At 72.1% G+C, this 16,799-nt stretch carries 10 protein-coding genes and 1 pseudogene; 8 read left to right on the top strand and 3 right to left on the bottom strand.

Translation table 11 applies throughout. The annotated features are described in order from the left end of the window. Nucleotides 1-24: 24 nt before the first annotated feature. Complete coding sequence (locus ACIBH3_RS08190; protein WP_396311091.1) at nt 25-4,113, top strand: TIGR02680 family protein; 4,089 nt, start codon at nt 25-27, stop codon at nt 4,111-4,113. Further along, on the top strand, nt 4,110-5,336 hold the full coding sequence (locus ACIBH3_RS08185; RefSeq protein ID WP_396311090.1) for a TIGR02679 family protein: 1,227 nt from the start codon (nt 4,110-4,112) through the stop codon (nt 5,334-5,336). The genes ACIBH3_RS08190 and ACIBH3_RS08185 overlap by 4 nt, the downstream gene beginning before the upstream one ends. Before the next feature lie 434 nt (nt 5,337-5,770). Here the strand turns inward: ACIBH3_RS08185 and ACIBH3_RS08180 are convergent, their stop codons facing one another. Further along, on the bottom strand, nt 5,771-8,401 hold the full coding sequence (locus ACIBH3_RS08180; protein ID WP_396311089.1) for a SpoIIE family protein phosphatase: 2,631 nt from the start codon (nt 8,399-8,401) through the stop codon (nt 5,771-5,773). A 388-nt stretch (nt 8,402-8,789) separates the two neighbouring features. Here ACIBH3_RS08180 and ACIBH3_RS08175 point away from each other — a divergent pair, with 388 nt between their 5' ends. The 5 genes and pseudogenes from ACIBH3_RS08175 to ACIBH3_RS08155 all read left to right on the top strand — a co-directional run bounded on the left by ACIBH3_RS08175 (nt 8,790) and on the right by ACIBH3_RS08155 (nt 13,048). Then, entirely contained in the window at nt 8,790-9,569 is a 780-nt protein-coding gene (locus ACIBH3_RS08175) for a class I SAM-dependent methyltransferase (protein ID WP_396311088.1), read from the top strand. Between the two features lie 134 nt (nt 9,570-9,703). Then, a pseudogene (locus ACIBH3_RS08170) lies at nt 9,704-9,832 on the top strand (family 1 glycosylhydrolase); the annotation flags it as partial. 424 nt (nt 9,833-10,256) lie between these two features. Beyond that, nucleotides 10,257-11,243: an NAD-dependent epimerase/dehydratase family protein gene (locus tag ACIBH3_RS08165; RefSeq protein ID WP_396311087.1), complete on the top strand. Its 987-nt coding sequence runs from the start codon at nt 10,257-10,259 to the stop codon at nt 11,241-11,243. Nucleotides 11,244-11,434: 191 nt separating this feature from the next. Continuing rightward, the gene (locus ACIBH3_RS08160) at nt 11,435-12,280 is read left to right on the top strand and encodes an alpha/beta fold hydrolase (RefSeq protein ID WP_396311086.1); all 846 of its coding nucleotides are present in this window, start codon (nt 11,435-11,437) and stop codon (nt 12,278-12,280) included. A 495-nt stretch (nt 12,281-12,775) separates the two neighbouring features. After that, a complete protein-coding gene (locus ACIBH3_RS08155) occupies nt 12,776-13,048 on the top strand; it encodes a hypothetical protein (RefSeq protein WP_396311085.1) in 273 nt (90 codons plus the stop codon). A gap of 266 nt (nt 13,049-13,314) precedes the next feature. Here the strand turns inward: ACIBH3_RS08155 and ACIBH3_RS08150 are convergent, their stop codons facing one another. Then, the gene (locus ACIBH3_RS08150; protein WP_396311084.1) at nt 13,315-14,223 is read right to left on the bottom strand and encodes an NAD(+)/NADH kinase; all 909 of its coding nucleotides are present in this window, start codon (nt 14,221-14,223) and stop codon (nt 13,315-13,317) included. Between the two features lie 245 nt (nt 14,224-14,468). Between ACIBH3_RS08150 and ACIBH3_RS08145 the strand changes: the two genes are divergently transcribed. Further along, nucleotides 14,469-14,828, top strand: a complete 360-nt coding sequence (locus ACIBH3_RS08145) for a UBP-type zinc finger domain-containing protein (RefSeq protein WP_396311083.1) — start codon at nt 14,469-14,471, stop codon at nt 14,826-14,828. Between the two features lie 125 nt (nt 14,829-14,953). Here the strand turns inward: ACIBH3_RS08145 and ACIBH3_RS08140 are convergent, their stop codons facing one another. Next, nucleotides 14,954-16,789 carry a glycoside hydrolase family 15 protein gene (locus ACIBH3_RS08140; protein WP_396311082.1) on the bottom strand — a complete coding sequence of 612 codons (1,836 nt, stop codon included), beginning with the start codon at nt 16,787-16,789 and terminating at the stop codon, nt 14,954-14,956. Between the last annotated feature and the right edge of the window lie 10 nt (nt 16,790-16,799).

The following is a 16,799-nucleotide window of genomic DNA, read 5'->3' as shown; positions in this document are numbered from 1 at the left end:
AGGCATGACCAGGGAGGAACCCTGATGACCGTGACGGAACTCCCGCAGCCCTCCGCCCTCCGAACGGCGGCTGTGGGAGGGCGGTGGCAGCCCTCCAGGGCCGGCATCATCAACGTCTGGCGCTACTACGACGAGACCTTCACCTTCCACGAGGGCCGCCTGCTCCTGAGGGGCCAGAACGGGACAGGCAAATCGAAGGCGCTGGAGGTGCTGCTGCCGTTCCTGCTCGACGCCAGTCTGCGCCCCAACCGGCTGTCCACCTTCGGAGGCTCCGAGCGCACCATGCACTGGAACCTGATGGGGGAAGGCGCATCGGGCAAGACCCGGGTCGGCTACGTCTGGCTGGAGTTCGTCCGCACCGGGGACGGCGCTCCCGCCTGGTTCACGTGCGGCGCCAGGCTCCAGGCCAGCGTGCACACCACCGGTGTCACCGCCGACTACTTCACCACGAGCGCGCGGATCGACCGCCCCGGCGGCCTCGCCCTGGTCAACGAGGCAGGCCAGCCGCTCACCCGCGCCGCGCTCGCCGACGCCCTGCAAAGCCAGGGTGAGCTGCACGGATCGCCGAGCGACTATCGCAACACGGTCCGGAGCACGCTCTTTCCCGGCCTGAGCGAGCAGCGCTACGAAGCCCTGATCACCGCGCTGCTCCAGCTCCGCACCCCCAAGCTCTCCGAGCGCCTGGACCCGTCGCTGCTGTCCTCCCTGCTCTCCCGCGCTCTGCCCCCGCTCGGCCAGGGCGAGATCACCGAACTGGCCGAAGGCTTCGAACGCCTGGACCGCCAGCGCGAGCACCTGAAGACCCTGGACGAGGAGGTGGCCGCGGCCACCTCCGTCGCGACCCAGCAACGCGGATACGCCCAGCGCGTGCTGCGCGCCGGGGCGGCCGCGCTCATTTCGGCGACCACGGAGATGGACAACCTCACCCGCATCGCCCGGGAGAGCGAGGAGGAGCACGCCGGCGTCCTCGCGGAGCGGGAGCGGAGCATCCGGGCGAACGCAGAACTCGGGCACCGGCTGCAGGAGATCGACGGCGCCATCGAGGGGCTGCTCGACTCGGAGGTCTACCGGCATGGCCAGGAACTCGACCAGCTCCGCCGCCGGGCCGACCACGCCTCGCAGGCCGCCGACCGCCTCCGCGCCGCCGCGGACAGGAAGCTCCGCACGGCCACCGAGGACGCAGGCCACGCCGAGGAAGTGCGGCTGCGGTCCGAGCAGCGGGCCGAGCACACCCGTGCCGCACAGGAGGACACCAGGGGAGCGGCGCGGCGGGCGGCCATGGAGTCCCTCTGCACCGAGGTGCAGGGCATTCTCGGGACCGCGTCGAGTCCGTCCGAGGACACGGGGGAACCGGGGCGCGCCGCACGTCGGCTGCTGCGCGGTGCGCTCGCGTCGCGCCACGGCCAGATCACCCAGGTCCGCGCCGCCCTTGAGCGCCACGAGCGGTCCGTCGCGGACCGAACGACCGCGGAGGACCAGCTCGACAAGGCCCGCGGGCGGCTGGCCGAGGCGACCAGCCGGCGGGACGGGAACGCGGGCGCGTACGAGACCGCCGTCGAGGCTCAGGCCGCCAGACTGCGCCGGTGGGCGACGACGGAGTGCGCCGAGCTCCGCATCGACGACGCCGAGGAACTCGCCTCCCGCGCCGCCGTCGAGACCGATGTCCTCGCGTTGGTCGAAGCCGCCGCCCGTACCGCCGAGAGTGACATCAGCGTCGACGAGACCACCGCCCGCGCGGACCGGGACCGCGCCCGCGCGCGGCGGGAGCGGATCGCCGACGAGCTGGAACGCACGGCGGCCGCAACCGACCTGCCGCCGGGGCCCCCGTACACGCGCACGGCGGACCGGTCGGCGCTGCCCGGTGCGCCGCTGTGGCGACTCGTGGCGTTCCGGCCGGAGGTGCCGCTCGCCGATCAGGCCGGCATCGAAGCGGCCATGGAGGCAGCGGGCCTGCTGGACGCCTGGATGACCCCCGACGGTGGCATCGCCGTTCCCGGGCACGACACCGTGGCCGACCCGGCATCGGCCACGCCCGCACCGGGCCCCTCGCTGCTCGACGTCCTGTCTCCCGAACCCGACGGGCCGGTGGAGGCCGGGTGGGTGCAGCGGCTGCTCGCCGGCATCGCCTACGGCTCCAACCTCCCCTCGGGCCATCCGGCAGCCGTGGCGGCCGACGGCAGTTGGCGGCTCGCGACGACCGTCGGTACCTGGACCAAGGAGGAGTCCAGCCACATCGGCGCCGCGGCGCGCGAGGCGGCCAGGCAACGCCGGATCGCCGAGCTCTCGGGCGAACTGGCCGAGGCCAGTGCCACCGTCACCGGGCTCGAGGAGCGCCTGCGTACCCTCACCGACCGCCGGCTTCGCCTCGGCTCCGACCTCCGCTCCCGGCCGCACCACCGTGAGGTGGAGCAGGCCAAGCGCACCTGGGAGCGGTCGGAGTCCGAGGTGGGCGCTCGGGAGGACGCCGTACGTGAGGCCGTCGAGCGGCTCGCGCAGCAGGAGGACGCGGTCGCCGCCGTGCTGCGCGGGCTCGCGATGGCCTCCGCCGAGCACGCGCTGCCGACCGACCGCGCCGCTCTGGACACCACCGCTGCGGCCGTCGACGCGCTACGCGAACAAGCCGACGTCTGGTTGGACGCCCACCTCGCCTGGGTGGCCGCCCGGCACGCCTGGGACACCGCCCGGAGCCATGCCGAGTCCTCCCGGGCCGCGGCAGAGGAGAGCGCGTCCGAAGCCGAAGAGGCCGAGGCCGCCGCCCGAGGGCTCCGATCGACGCTCCAGGCCGTCGAGAGCAGCGTCGGTGAGGACTACCGGCAGGTGGCCGACCGGATCAGCGACCTGCGGCAGGCGCTCGGCCGGACCCGCCGTGGGATCGATGCGGGCACCCGGGCGCTCATCACGCTGGAAGGCCGGATCGGCGCACTGAGCGCCACCCTGGCCCAGGACGCGGCCCGGCGGGACGACGCCGTGGCCTCCCGCAACGAGGCTGCCCGGGGCTTCCGGCGCCTCTGCGTCCTCGGATTCCCCGAGGACGCGGGCATCGGCCTCGTCCTCACCTCCGAGGACGGCACCCGTGCCACCCTCGAAGCGGCTCGCGAGACCGCCGCCACGTGGCCGAACCTGCCGCACGGCACCAGGAACCTCGGCGACGCGCTCAACCGCCTGTCCGAAGCCGTTCACCGGGCTCGCCAGAGCCTCAGCATCCGCGCCGACCTCGAACTCGAAGCCGAGGAGGACGTCCACGTCCTCACGGCCGCCATCGACGGCGTCCGGGTCGGTGCGACCGGCCTCCTCTCCATCCTCCGCAGCGACCGCGACCGCAGCCACGACGACATCACCGCCGCCGAACGGAACCTCTTCGACCGGACCCTCACCGGCGACACCCGTCGCCACCTCGCCTCCCGCATCCGCCAGGCCGGCGAACTCGTCGACCGGATGAACGGCCACCTCGAACGGGTCCGCACGGCCTCCAGGGTGGCCGTCCGCCTGGTCTGGCAGATCCACCCCGATCTGCCCGTCGGCACCCGAACGGCCCGCGAACTGCTGCTCAAGGATCCGGCCCGCATCACCGAGGCCGACCGCGAGGCCCTGCACGCCTTCTTCCGGGGCCGTATCGAGGAGGCCAAGACGCGTAACACCGCCGCCACATGGGAGGAACAACTCGCCGAGGTCCTCGACTACACGGCCTGGCACCAGTTCGTCGTCAAGCTGGACCGTGCCAACGGCGCGGGCTGGCAACTGCTCACCAAGAAGCTTCACGGTGCGCTCTCCGGCGGTGAGAAGGCCATCGCGCTCCACCTGCCGCTCTTCGCCGCCGTCGCAGCCCACTACGAGGCGGTGCCGGAGTCCCCGCGGCTGATCCTCCTCGACGAGGTCTTCGTCGGCGTCGACACCGTCAACCGCGGGCAGGTCTTCGCCCTCCTCGTGGCGCTCGACCTCGACCTGGTGCTCACCTCCGACCACGAGTGGTGCACGTACCGGGAACTCTCGGGGATCGCCGTCCACCAGCTCATCACCGGAGGCGACGGCGACGACGCCGTCACCAGCGCCCGCTTCACGTGGACGGGCTCCGACCTGATTCCGGAGGACTCCGCCACGGACGTGCTGACATGACGGACCGACATCCCCTCGACGTACCCGGGCTCCGGCCCGTCTGGGCAGCCGTGCACGACCGCCTGTCGACCGGTCGGCCCGTCAGCCGTGTGCGGGTCGGGCCGCTCGACGACGCCGGCCGGGAGGCCCTGGCCGACCTCCTCGGGCTCGACCGGCTCCCCGGAGCCGAACCGACGATCGCGCTCGCCGGACTGGAAGCCGCCGTGACGGATGCCTGCGGTCTGCCCGTCCGGGAGGTGGTGACCGCCATCCTCGGCCCGGTCCGCGACCGGGCCGCCGAGCGTGAGCTTGCGGCCGGCCAACGCGAAGGCCTGTGGCGTTGGTTGGCCGGCCACGAGGTGGTCACCGCCCAGCCCGTCCTCATGGAGTGGGCCGGCCACCTGCGGGCCAACGGCCTGGTCGACGGCTCACCCGATCGGACCCGCAGCCTGCTGGCCCGTGCGCTGACCGTCGTCGCCGCACTCCCAGCCGACGGAGAGCCACTTCCGCTCCTCGCCGCGCGCCTCCTCGACGGCGACTCCCACGCCCTCGACGACGGGACACGCTTGTCCTCTCTCGTCCTGCGCGCCCTGGCGGTGCTCTACGGCACCGATGTTCCCGACAACGCGGAGGACCGGCGGGTGCTCTGGAGCAGGGCCGGCGTCGCCGACGACCAGCTCTCGACGACCGTGCTCGCCGTCGGTCTTCGCCTCGACGGCGACGGTCCGGTCGCCGAGGTCTCCCGTATCTGTGCCGAGGCCGGTCACCCCGTCAGCCTCACCCTCGCCCAACTCCGGTCACCCGGCGAACTCGCCATGCCCCCGGGACCCGTGCACATCACCGAGAACCCCAGCGTGCTCGCCCTCGCCCTCCGGCGCTTCGGCCCCCGGTGTCCGCCGCTCGTCTGCACCTCCGGCTGGCCCAACACTGCCGCGATCCACCTGCTGCGCCGGCTCGCCGCAGGGGGCGCCTCCCTGCAGTACCACGGTGACTTCGACGGCGAGGGCGTCCGGATCGCCGCCCACGTCCTCGCCAAGACCGGTGCCCGCCCCTGGCGGATGGCGACCGAGGACTACCGGGCCGCTGCGACCAGGGTTCCCTCAGGGCCCGATCCAGGGCGACTCACCCCCGCACCATGGGATCCGGCGCTCGTCGACGTGATGGCCGAACTGCGCACCGCCGTGGTCGAGGAGGTGATCGCGGACGTCCTTCTCGATGACCTTGCAGATCACCGAGGCCGATAGGAGGACAGCCCGTTCGACGGTCCGAGGGCTACCACCAGCGGGGACAGGTCAATGAGGTAGTCGGCACGCTCCGCCTCGCTTCGCAGGTGACGCTTCATCCGACGAAACGCCGTCAGGTTGTTCGCCATGCCCCTTCCCCCCGCGTCGTGCCTGCCCGGTACAGGTACAGGTAGAGGCTGGCCCTGTTTGGCGCCGGGCACGTCCATGTCGGGCAATCCGCTGTACTCGTCGTGCCCTTGACGAACTGTCTGCTCTCGGTGAGGTGTCCGACTTGGCCGGGCCGGCGTCGCTGCCATCGCCGCATCGCAGGCAACGAACGCGGTGAGCAGGACCGGCGCAGATCCGGCCGGCCTGTCCGGCCCGATCAGCAAACGTCGGCCCTCGTTGTCCCCAGCTTGTCGGCTCAGAGGCGGAGTGGGCCTCGTCCCTGACCGTCAGTCGGCCTGCGGGCCCTGCTCGGGGTGGTATTCGGTGAGCAGCAGGGCGATGTCGTCTGAACGGTGCGAGGAGCGCCGGGCCTTTCGCAGGAGTTGATCGGCGAGTTCCTCGAGGCTTCCGGCGCGGGCGTGGGCCAGTGAGGCCCGCAGGTCGTCGATGCCCAGATCGATGTCGCTGCCGCGTTCCTCGACGAGGCCGTCGGTGTAGAGGGCGAGGATCGACCCGCGGGGAAGGTCCAGCCGGGTCTCCGGATAGGTGCTGGTGCCGTCGACGCCGAGGAGCGGGCCGCCTGCCAGCTCCAGCACGGCGGTGCTGCCGTCGGGACGGCGCAGCAGCGGCGGGCAGTGCCCGGCGCGGACGGCGCAGGCATGGTCGGTGCCCGGCTCGATGCGGATGTAGCAGCAGCTGGCGAGCAGCCCGGGGTCGAGCTCGACCAGAAGCCGGTTGGTCCCGGCCAGGACGGCGCTGGGCGAGTGGCCGGCCATGGCGAAGGCTCGCACGGCGCTGCGCAGCTGGCCCATGGTGCCGGCTGCGGCGACGCTGTGGCCCTCGACGTCTCCGATGACGAGGGCCACGCCGTTTCCGGTGGGGATCACGTCGTACCAGTCGCCGCCGATGTCCATTCCGCTGGTGCCGGGCAGGTACCGGCCGGTGGCGCGGATGCCCGGCAGGACGGGCAGGCGGTGGGGCAGCAGTGCGTTCTGCAGACCGTGGGCGAGGGCGGACTTCGCGTCGTAGAGACGGGCGCGTTCGAGGGCTTGGGCGATCAGGCCGCTGAGCGCGGTCAGGATGCCGCGGTCCTTGGTGGTGAAGTGGTGGATCTCGTCGAAACCGAGGATGCAGGTGCCGACGGGACGGCTGGAGGCGATCAGCGGCAGATAGGCCCAGGCCCCGACACCTTCCATGGAGTGAGCTGGATAGGCGTCGGTGAGATCCTGCCGGGACTCGATGAACAGGGGTACGCCGGAGGTCAGCGTCTCCGTTCCGGGTAGAGGAGTATCGAGCGGTTTGCCTTCCAGCCAGTGCAGGAAACGGTCGTGGTAGCCGGTGTGGAAGAGCAGGTGCAGACGGCCTTCGTCGATCACGTAGATGGCCAGGTGCTGTCCGCCGAAGGCCGGAAGGAGCTGGTCGCCGACGACGTCGCACACCTCGTCCGTGGTGACCGCCTCGGTCAGCGCGCTGCCCAGCTGGAGCACGCGGTAGATGGCGCCCAGGCGCGCGGGCGCTGCCCGGGCCGTCGGTGGGCCGGGTGCGGGATGCCCGGGCCCGGAAGCGGACGACGCGGTGGTCGATTCCCCGGATTCCACCGGCGGCCCGGAGGCCGCCGACGGTGAGTGCGGCGGCCCGGAAGGCGCGACTCTGCCGGTCACGCCGTTCGTGCCCGGATGAAGGGAGAAGGCGAGCCACCGGTCCGGCGGGCGGCAGACCAGAAAGGCGGTGGGCTGCTGCGAGACCATCGCGGCTCGGTGCCGGTCCTCATAGGTGGGATCGGACAGCCAGGGCAGCACCTCCCACAGACGGCGGCCGAGCAGCTCCCGGACGCGCGCTCCGAGCAGCTGCTCCAAGCTGCGATTGGCGTAGGTGACCCGCCCGTCCGGGGCGAGGGAGAAGAGTCCGTCCCGGAGCCGCTCCACCGCGGTGACGGCTGCGGCGCCGGCTGCGGCGTCGAGCACGCAACCGACCAGGTGACTCCGCACCTCCTCCCCGGGTCCCTCCGGCACACGGCCCCAGAGCTCGACGGTGCGGTACCCGTCGGCGGCACGGATGCGCAGTCGACGGGCGAGCACCCTGCCGTCCGCGACGGCCGCGCGGGCCGTGGCCCGGAGCGAGACCCGGTCGCCGGGATGGAGCCGGGAAGCCAGTGTGTCGGCCCGCCCGTCGAATGCGCTGGGAGCGAGACCGAAGATCGCGCACAGCTCGTCGTCGGCGACCACGGCCCCGGTGTCGAGTCGCCAGTCGAACAGGCCGACCCGCACTGCCGGTGCGGTAGGAACCGGGACCTCGATGGGCACCGTTGTGGCGTCGTATTCGAAGGCGCACCCGCGGGCGCGGAGGTCGGCGAGGGCGGCGCCGAGCCGGTTGGCGATGGCCCGCAGGTGGCGGAGCTGGGCCCTGGACAGCCCCGGGTGCCCGGGTGGCGCCGCCCACACCACCGCCAGCGCCCCCAGGCTCTCCTGTCCGGCTCTGACCGGCACCGACGCCGAGCCGAACGCGTACGGCAGGGCCACCGCGAGCTGGGGATAGCGTCGCATCGTCTCGTCGGCGTCGGCCAGATGGACCGTCCGGGCCGACCGGTAGGCCGCCGCCACCGGAATGGGGCTGTTGACCGGGATGAGCCGCCAGCCGCCGAGCAGGGACGGCGATGCACCGCAGGTGGCGGCCAGCACGATCGAACGGCTGTCCCGGGACCGGAGAAAGACGCTCCCGGCATGACCGCCGGTCTCCCCGACGGCCTTGACGACGGCCGCCACCAGGGCGTCCTCGCGCTCCGCCGTCACACTGTCGGCCTCCGCGGCCTCGGCCGCCCGGCCGGGACGGTCGGCACCTGCGGCGCCCGTGTCCGGGTAGGTGGCCGGGTCGTGCCCGAGGTGCGGTCCCGCTCGCTCCACCGGGTCGTGCCGATTCATGCTTCCCGATTTACGTCCGACCGCCGGAGTTGTCAAGGCCGACGCGGTGGCTACCAGGGAAGGAGATCCGCTCGGGAGTGCCTACGGCGCCGGTGTTCCGTGCGGACCAGTTGACCGGAACGGCAGCTGACCTGCAGCGACCCCTTGTGGCGACAAGCGCGTCTTCGGCGGGGAGCGGAGACGGTTTTCACTATCGCACGCCTCCTGCACGGGCAGGGCAAGCCCGTCCGCACGGTGCCGGGGCACATGGCCGGCACCTGTGGGTGGTGGACAGTCTCGGGCCGGGTCCGCACCGCACCGCTCTGCGCCTGGCGGGCCAGTACGGTGACAGGGTGTTCGACGGGCTCGCGGGGTAGCCGACCGCCGGCAGCATCGATAGCGTAACCGTGTGGATGCGGACGAACGGCTACTTCACGCCTCGTCGTTCGGTGCAGCGGCGGTCGCATATGCCGAGCACCGTCCGGACTACGCGCAGGCCGCGGTGCGTTGGGCGCTTGAACCCGCGCCCGGCCAGCGCGTGCTCGACCTGGGCGCCGGAACCGGAAAGCTGACCGCCACGCTGGTCGCGCTGGGTGCCGAAGTCATCGCAGTCGAGCCCGACCCGGCGATGCTGATCGAGCTGCGCCGCTCGCTGCCGGACGTCCGTGCCCTGTCGGGTACCGCGGAGGCGATACCGCTGCCGGACGCTTCCGTCGATGCCGTGCTGGCCGGCAACGCCATGCACTGGTTCGACATGGCCGCTGCAGGACCCGAGATCGCCAGGGTCCTCGCGCTCGGCGGCATCCTGGCCGGCCTGTGGAACGTCATGGACGACCAGGTCGAGTGGGTTTCCGGGCTCGCGCGGGTCAGCGGGAGCGCGGCCATTGGCCCCCGTGACACGCCCACCGGCTGGCGCGCTGAGACGGCCGACATGCACCTCCCAAAGACTGGCGCAACCGCCCGGTTCGGCTCGCCGGAACAGGCCGAGTTCCCGCACGGGCAGCGCCGCACCGCCGACTCTCTCGTCGCCACCATCGCGACGCGCGCGGGGGTGCTGGTCATGCCAGAACAGGAACAAGCGGCCACGTTGGCCTGGATCCGCGCGTTCCTCGCGAGTAGGCCGGAGACCGCCCGCGGCGAGTTCACTCTCCCGATGCTGACCGGTGCGCTGCGCGTCCGGCGACTGTGAAGCATCACGCCCGACACCGAGTCCGATGCACGGCCGCGAACACGCCGGGGTCTCGGCGGAGTCAACGTGCTTGGACAGAAGTGTGGTTGAGAGGCACCACCCGGGTCTGGGTGAAATGACAGGCCGTTCGACGGGCCGAGGGCTACCACCGGCGCTTCGGCCTCGTCCACGTCGACTTCGAGACGCAGCGCCGGACGCCGAGGGCCTCCTACGCCTGGTACCGCGACCTGATCACAGCTCACCATGCGAGGCATGAGCCGTAGTTGGGAAGACGGTTGGAGGCAGCACCACCCGACAGACTCCGTGCAGTTTCGGCGGGGATCCGAGAGGAGCAAGCCCATGGCTGAGCAGCACACTCGGGAGCACCGTTCAGGAGCGGCACCGCCGTTGGCGCGCCCCGGTTTGCGCGGTCGGCTTCCGACGGAGCATCAGTTGTGCCTGGTCGTCGCCAGAGCACGCCCACCTCGACGATCGCCGGCAGCGCCGCGATGGGGCAGAACGTACGGATGTAGGTAACGTTTCGGTTGGTCGAGGCGCGATCCGGGGTTTCCCACTTCGGGGGCGACCTGCAACTCCGGCTGGAGAACGCCCTGCCGGGCACTGCCGGTTCGGATTCAGCTGACGGCGATTCCGCTGATGGCGGATGGGGGTGGACCAACCGGCACATCGGTAGGGACAGTGGTCGGCATGCGACTTCTCATGCTCGGTGGATCCGGCTTCGTCGGACGCGCCATTGTCAACGAGGCCCTGTCCCGCGACTGGGACGTGACCCTTCTCCACCGTGGCAACCGCCACCCGCCGTCCGGAGCCACCGTCCTTCAGGGCGACCGGACCGCCCCCGACGGACTGGCCGCGCTCGGCGACGGCGAGTGGGACCTGGTCGTGGACACCTGGTCCGCGCGGCCCTCGGCCGTGCGCGACGCGGCGGGCGCGCTCGCGAAGCGCGCCGATCGGTACGTCTACGTCTCGAGCGGCTCCGTGTACGCCGACCCGGTCGACCACAGTGCCGCCGAGAACGGCGTCCTACTGGACGGCTCGCCCGACGACGGCGATGTCCCCTATCCGCAGGCCAAGCGCGGCGGGGAGCTCGCCGTCACCGGCGCGTTCGGGGAGGACCGTTCGCTGCTGCTGCGCGCCGGACTGATCCTCGGCCCGGGAGAGGACGTCGGCCGGCTGACCTGGTGGCTGGACCGGATCGCCCGTGGCGGCCCGGTGCTCGCCCCCGGCCCGCGCGACCTGCCGCTCCAGTACGTCGACACGCGTGACCTCGCGATCTGGGCCCTGGACGCCGCCGTGCGCGGACTGTCCGGCCCGTACAACCTGGTGAGCCGGCCCGGTCACGCCACCATGGGTGAGCTTCTGGAGGCGTGCGTGGCCGCCACCGGATCGGATGCGGAGCTGCGCTGGACCGACCCCGAGCGGATCGCCGCCGCCGGAATCGCACCGTGGACGGAGCTCCCGATCTGGGCACCGCCAGGCGAGCTGCACGAGTTCCTGTACGGCGCCGAGACATCCAAGGCCTTCGCGGACGGGCTGCGCTGCCGGCCGGCCGCCGAGACCGTCGCCGACACGTGGGAGTGGCTGAAGGGGCTGGGCGGAGTCTCGCCGCAGCGTCCCGACCGCCCGATCCTGGGGCTGGCCCCCGAAGCCGAGATCGCCGCACTGCGCGGTTGACGGACTGCTACCCGGTAGACGGGTCCGGCCCGCTGTCCGCAGCCGGCCGGGCCCACAGTGAGCGGTGGGCCCGGCCGGATCGGCAGGCGTCGCCATCCGACCGGCGAAGGCGTGCCTCCGGGCGGGCCTCGCCGGCGCTCCGCACCGCTTCAACTCCACGATGACACCGCACACCTGCTGGGATCACCACCATGCCTACACTCATTGCGCCTGACGGCACCGAGCTCGCCTACCGTGTCCTCGGGGAGGGCACCGGCACCCCCGTGGTCTGCCTGCCGGGCGGACCGATGCGGGATTCCGTCTACCTCGGCGACCTCGGCGGCTTCCCCGCGCACCGGCGGCTGATCGTGGCCGACCAGCGGGGCGCCGGGCTGTCCGCGACACCGGCGGACCCCGCCTCCTACCGCTGCGACCGCCTGGTCGGCGACATCGAGGTGCTGCGTGAACACCTCGGCCTGGACCGGATCGACCTGCTCGCGCACTCCGCCGCCGCCAACCTTGCCGTGCGATATGCGGAGCAGTACCCGCACCGCGTCGGCCGACTCGTCCTCATCACGCCCGGTACCAGCGCCGTCGGCCTGGAAGTCACCGGCGAGGACCGGCGCGAGGTCGGGCGGCTCCGCAGGGACGAGCCCTGGTTCGCGACGGCGTCGGCAGCATTCGACGCCATCGACGCCGGCCGAGCCGCGGCCGATGACTGGGTGACCATCGCACCGTTCCTCTACGGCCGTTGGGACGAGACGGCGCGTGCCCACCGGGCGGCCGAGGAGACCCAGTGGAACGCGGCGGCGGCGGAGGTCTTCGGATCTGAGGGCGCCTTCGACCCGGGCGCCACCCGGGCGGCGCTCGCCGCGCTCGACACGCCGGTCCTGGTCCTCGCCGGGGAGTTCGACCTGGCCTCGCCCCCGCACCTACTCGCCCGCTTCGCCGCGCTGTTCCCGCGCGCCGAGTTCGTCGTCCAACCGGGCGCGGGCCACTACCCGTGGCTGGACGACGCCGACAGGTTCGTGTCGACCACCGTGCGGTTCCTGAGCTGATCGCAGCGGCACGCCGGTCTGAGCGGCCGGCTGCGACTGGGTCCAACCCCGCGCCTCCCAGCGTTCGCAGTTGCCGGCGCAGGCGATGGGAGCTGAGGCCCGGGCGCTGGGGCACGGTGGGATCCGGGCCGTGGCCAGGGCGGCGGGCGTCAGCGAGGTGACCGTGTCGAAGGGTGTGGCCGAGCTGGAGTCGGGAAGACGGCGGAGCCGATGCCCCACTCGGTGTCGAATCCGTCGTCCCACAGGTGCAGGATCTCGATGTTCCTTCGATCGGTCTCGTCAAGGGCGTCCGGCGGCGGCGGGGGAGTGGGCCCGCGGGACTGGCGAGCCGGCGGTTGCCTGCGAGGGCGCACCCGGGGCAGGGGGCGCTCGCGGCAGTCCCACGGGCCCTGGCGCGTTCGCGACCCGCGACGGCCTATCAGGATCAGAGGGTCAACGACTGCTCGCAGCACCTGGGTTGAACGTCTCGCGGTAGGTGCGCGGCGGCACCCCGACGTGTGCCTTGAGCAGGGTCCGGAAGTTGGCCGGCGTGCCCAGGCCGCAGCGCCGTGCGACAGCCTCACCCTGCAACAGCTGATCGACAACGGCGCCCGCCTCAAGCTCGAACTACGCGAAATCCGACACGTGGACGACGTCGCCCTGGTGTCGAACACCGCCACCCTGACGGGCGTCGACCCCGAGCCGGTGATCTCCACGACCACGGAGATCCTCCGACGCCAGCCGGACGGCGGCTGGGTCCACGTCGTGGACGACCCGTTCTTCAGCTGACCGCCTCGGGCGGCCCGCAGGCAGATCCTCAGGTGGGCCGCAGACCGGACCACGCTCCTCGACTGCTGCGCGCCGAGGACTCCGGCGACCACGCCCCGATGGCGGAACTCGCACGCGCCTGCCCGTACGACATCGCGATCGTGAAGTCGATGGACGGCTCGATCCCGACGATCAAGGCCTCACCCGGTCCGTGCTGCTGGGCGGCAGCCGCGGCCACGGCCTTCGTCCGCTCGACGGGAGGTGAATGTCCCCACGGGACCGGAGAGTCAGCCGTGTTCCGCCGAGCCGGTGAGCCGGAGTTTGCGCTGGGCCCGCTGGTAGAACGTGGTGTGGCCCAGCCGCACGACGCGTGCGGCGGCGGGCAGCATGGTCACCTCGACGACGCCGCCCGGTGAGACGTGGCCGACCAGGAGGCCGTCGGCCTCGATGGCGAGGTCGCCGCTTTGCGGCAGGACTTCCAGGTCGAGTCGCTCGCCGCTGGAGAGGAAGACGGAGCGGTTGAACGCGGCATGGGGAGCCACGGGGGTGATCAGCAGCCCCTCCGCGTTGGGGGAGACGATCGGGCCGCCGGCGGAGAAGCTGTACGCGGTGGAGCCGGTCGGCGTGGCGACGACGACCGCGTCGGCGGTGTAGGCCACGAAGGGCTCGCCCTGGACCCGTACGGCGACCGCCGCGGACTTGTGTCCCGGGCTGCGCAGGAGCACGACGTCATTGAGTGCCGTCTCCCGGGCAGCCCCGAAGCGGGCATGGACGCCGGAGCGGACTTCCACGGTGAAACGGTGGGCGTCGATGGCATCCAGGGCGGCAGGGAGTTCCGGTATGTCGACCTCGGCGAGGAAGCCCAGGCGTCCGACGTTGACGCCCAGGACGGGTGCGTGGCCTCCGGTGGCGAGCCGCATGGCGCGCAGCATGGTGCCGTCCCCGCCGAGGCTGATCATCAGGTCGGCGCTCGTGGTCATCTCCTCGGCCTCGACCGGAATGGCCTCGCAGCCGATCCGGGCCACCTCCGCCGCCAGCCCCAGGACCTTCGTCCCCCGGGTGCGGCTCCAGCGGACCACGGCCTCCACGGTGGGTGCGCAGGTGCGCTCGGGGTGGAGCACCAGTCCCACCGTGCCGATGAATCCCATCCGGGGCACCTCGATGTCGGCCAGGCCACTGTTGCTCCCTCCAGTCACGCACAGCCGGGCGCCACCTTCAAGGTCACCGCTGGCAAGGTCACCACCGGGCCCTCGTGATCACGCCGGGCCGCATCGCCTCCCGTCGGCACGGCTCGACTCTGTACGACGGGACCGCCCGCGGCTACTCGTCGCGGAATCTCTGTGCGAGCCGGCTGGTTGGAATTGGGATAGACAGTCCGATGGCTTCGGCGTCGACGTGCCGAACCGGCGCCCGGCCGAGCCTTCATCGGGAGGCGTGTCCGATGGCTGACAGCCCGATCCGGGGGATCGATCCCTCCGCCAAGCCGAGCGGAGACGGGTGTGTGGAGTGCCTGGCGGGGGACGGGCCGGGGTGGTGGTTCCACCTGCGGCGATGCGCCGCGTGCGGGCACATCGGCTGCTGCGACTCCTCACCCTCGCAGCACGGCACGAGGCATGCCCGAGAGGCAGGACATCCGTTCCTGGCCAGCTTCGAGCCGGGTGAGGCGTGGTTGTGGAACGTCGAGAGCGAGCAGTACTACGAGGGGCCGGACCTGGCGGCGCCCGCCGCGCACCCGGCCTCGCAGCCGGCGCCGGGCCCACGTGGCAAGGTCCCTGCCGACTGGCAGCTGCACCTGCGCTGACGTGTTCGGAGCGGTGGGGCCGGCAGACGCAGAACTTCCCGGCCGTCCCGGCTCGCCGGCCGAGCGCGTTCGGCGATACCGCCGCCCCCGGCCGTCGACCCCGCCGTCCGGACGGCGATGCCGGGTCAGCCCAGCGCGCGGTCGAGGTTGAAGGCGGCGCTGATCAGTGAGAGGTGGGTGAAGGCCTGGGGGAAGTTGCCGAGCTGTTCGCCGGTCGGGCCGATCTCCTCGGCGAATAGACCGAGGTGGTTGGCGTAGGTGAGCATCTTCTCGAAAGCCAGCCGGGCCTCCTCCAGCCGGCCTGCGCGGGCCAGCGCCTCCACGTACCAGAAGGAGCAGATCGAGAAGGTGCCCTCGGGGCCGTGCAGGCCGTCCGGGCTGGCGGTCGGGTTGTAGCGGTAGACCAGCGAATCGGAGACCAGGTCCGCGCCGAGGGCGTCCAGGGTGGAGAGCCACTTGGGGTCGGTGGGCGAGACGAACTTGGCCATCGGCATCATCAGCAGCGAGGCATCCAGCTCACCGTCGTCCAGAGCCTGGACGAACGCGCCCCGCTGGGCCGACCAGCCGCGCTGCATGATCTGTCGGTAGATCGCGTCCCGGGACTGGCGCCAGCGGGGCAGGTCGGCCGGCAGGCCGCGGCGGTTCGCCATCCGCATCGCCCGCTCGAGCGCCACCCAGCACATCAGCCGCGAGTACACGAAGTCCCTGCGGCCCGCGCGGGTCTCCCAGATTCCCTCGTCGGGCTGGTCCCAGTGCTCGCAGAGCCAGTCCGCCACCGCGCCGACCTCGTCCCAGCGGTCGCTGCTGATCGGCTGCCCCCACTTGTCGTACAGGTAGACGGAGTCGATCAGGGCTCCGTAGATGTCCAGCTGGAGCTGGCCGGTGGCGGCGTTGCCGACCCGGACCGGTGCGGAGCCGAGGTAGCCCTCCAGGTGCGGCAGCTCGTACTCGGGCAGCTCACTGCGCCCGTCGATGCCGTACATGATCTGCAACGGGCCGGTCGCACCGGTGCCGCGCATGATGCCGCGCTCGCCGAGGAACCCCATGAACGCCTCGGCCTCCGAGGTGAACCCCAGGCGCAGCATGGCGTAGACGCAGAAGGCGGCGTCGCGGACCCAGACGTACCGGTAGTCCCAGTTGCGCTCGCCGCCGATCTGCTCGGGCAGGCTGGTGGTCGGTGCGGCGACGATCGCACCGGTCGGCGCGTAGGTGAGCAGCTTCAGCACCAGCGCGGAGCGGTTCACCATCTCCCGCCACCGCCCGTGGTAGCGCGACCCGGCCAGCCAGCGGCGCCAGAACCGGACGGTCGCCTCGGCCTGCTCCTGCGCCTCGGCACGCGGACACGACCGGGCCGGGACGCCGTCGCCGATCTGGTCGAGGGCGAACACGTTGGACTCGCCCTCAAGGAGCTTGAAGTGCGACCGGACGTCCAGGCCGTCGCTCTCCAGCGGTGCGGTGGCGGTGAGCGCGAGCGTCAGTGACGGGGAGCGGAACACCGCCTGGTGGCCTTCGAGGTGCGTGGTGTGCGCTTCGGCGCCGTAGCCGAAGCGCGGGGCGATGCGCGCCCTGAACGGGAGGGCTCCGCGGACGCAGAGCACCCGCCGGATCAGCCGGTGCCGGGCCGCCTCGCGCGACTCGTCGACCACGGGCATGAAGTCCTGGATCTCCGCCACCCCGTCTGCGGCGAAGAACCGCGTGATCAGCACGTTCGTGTCGGGGAAGTAGAACTGTCGGGTGCGTGTCGGGACCTCGGCGGCCAACTCGAACGACCCGCCCCGGTCGGCGTCGAGGATGGACCCGAAGACGCTGGGCGCATCGAAGCGCGGGCAGCAGTACCAGTCGATGGTGCCGTTCGTGCCGACCAGGGCGGTCGTACGAAGATCGCCGATCAGGCCGTGCTCGGAGATCGGTATGTAGCGGCAGTCCTCCGCCTGCTCGAAACCACTCGTGTCGAACGCCATGTCGGCCTCC

It is taken from the genome of Kitasatospora sp. NPDC050543 (assembly GCF_044457565.1).
Lineage (GTDB): Bacteria > Actinomycetota > Actinomycetes > Streptomycetales > Streptomycetaceae > Kitasatospora.
The sequence above is the reverse complement of the archived record's forward strand: the minus strand, read 5'-3'. Positions and strand labels throughout refer to the sequence as shown.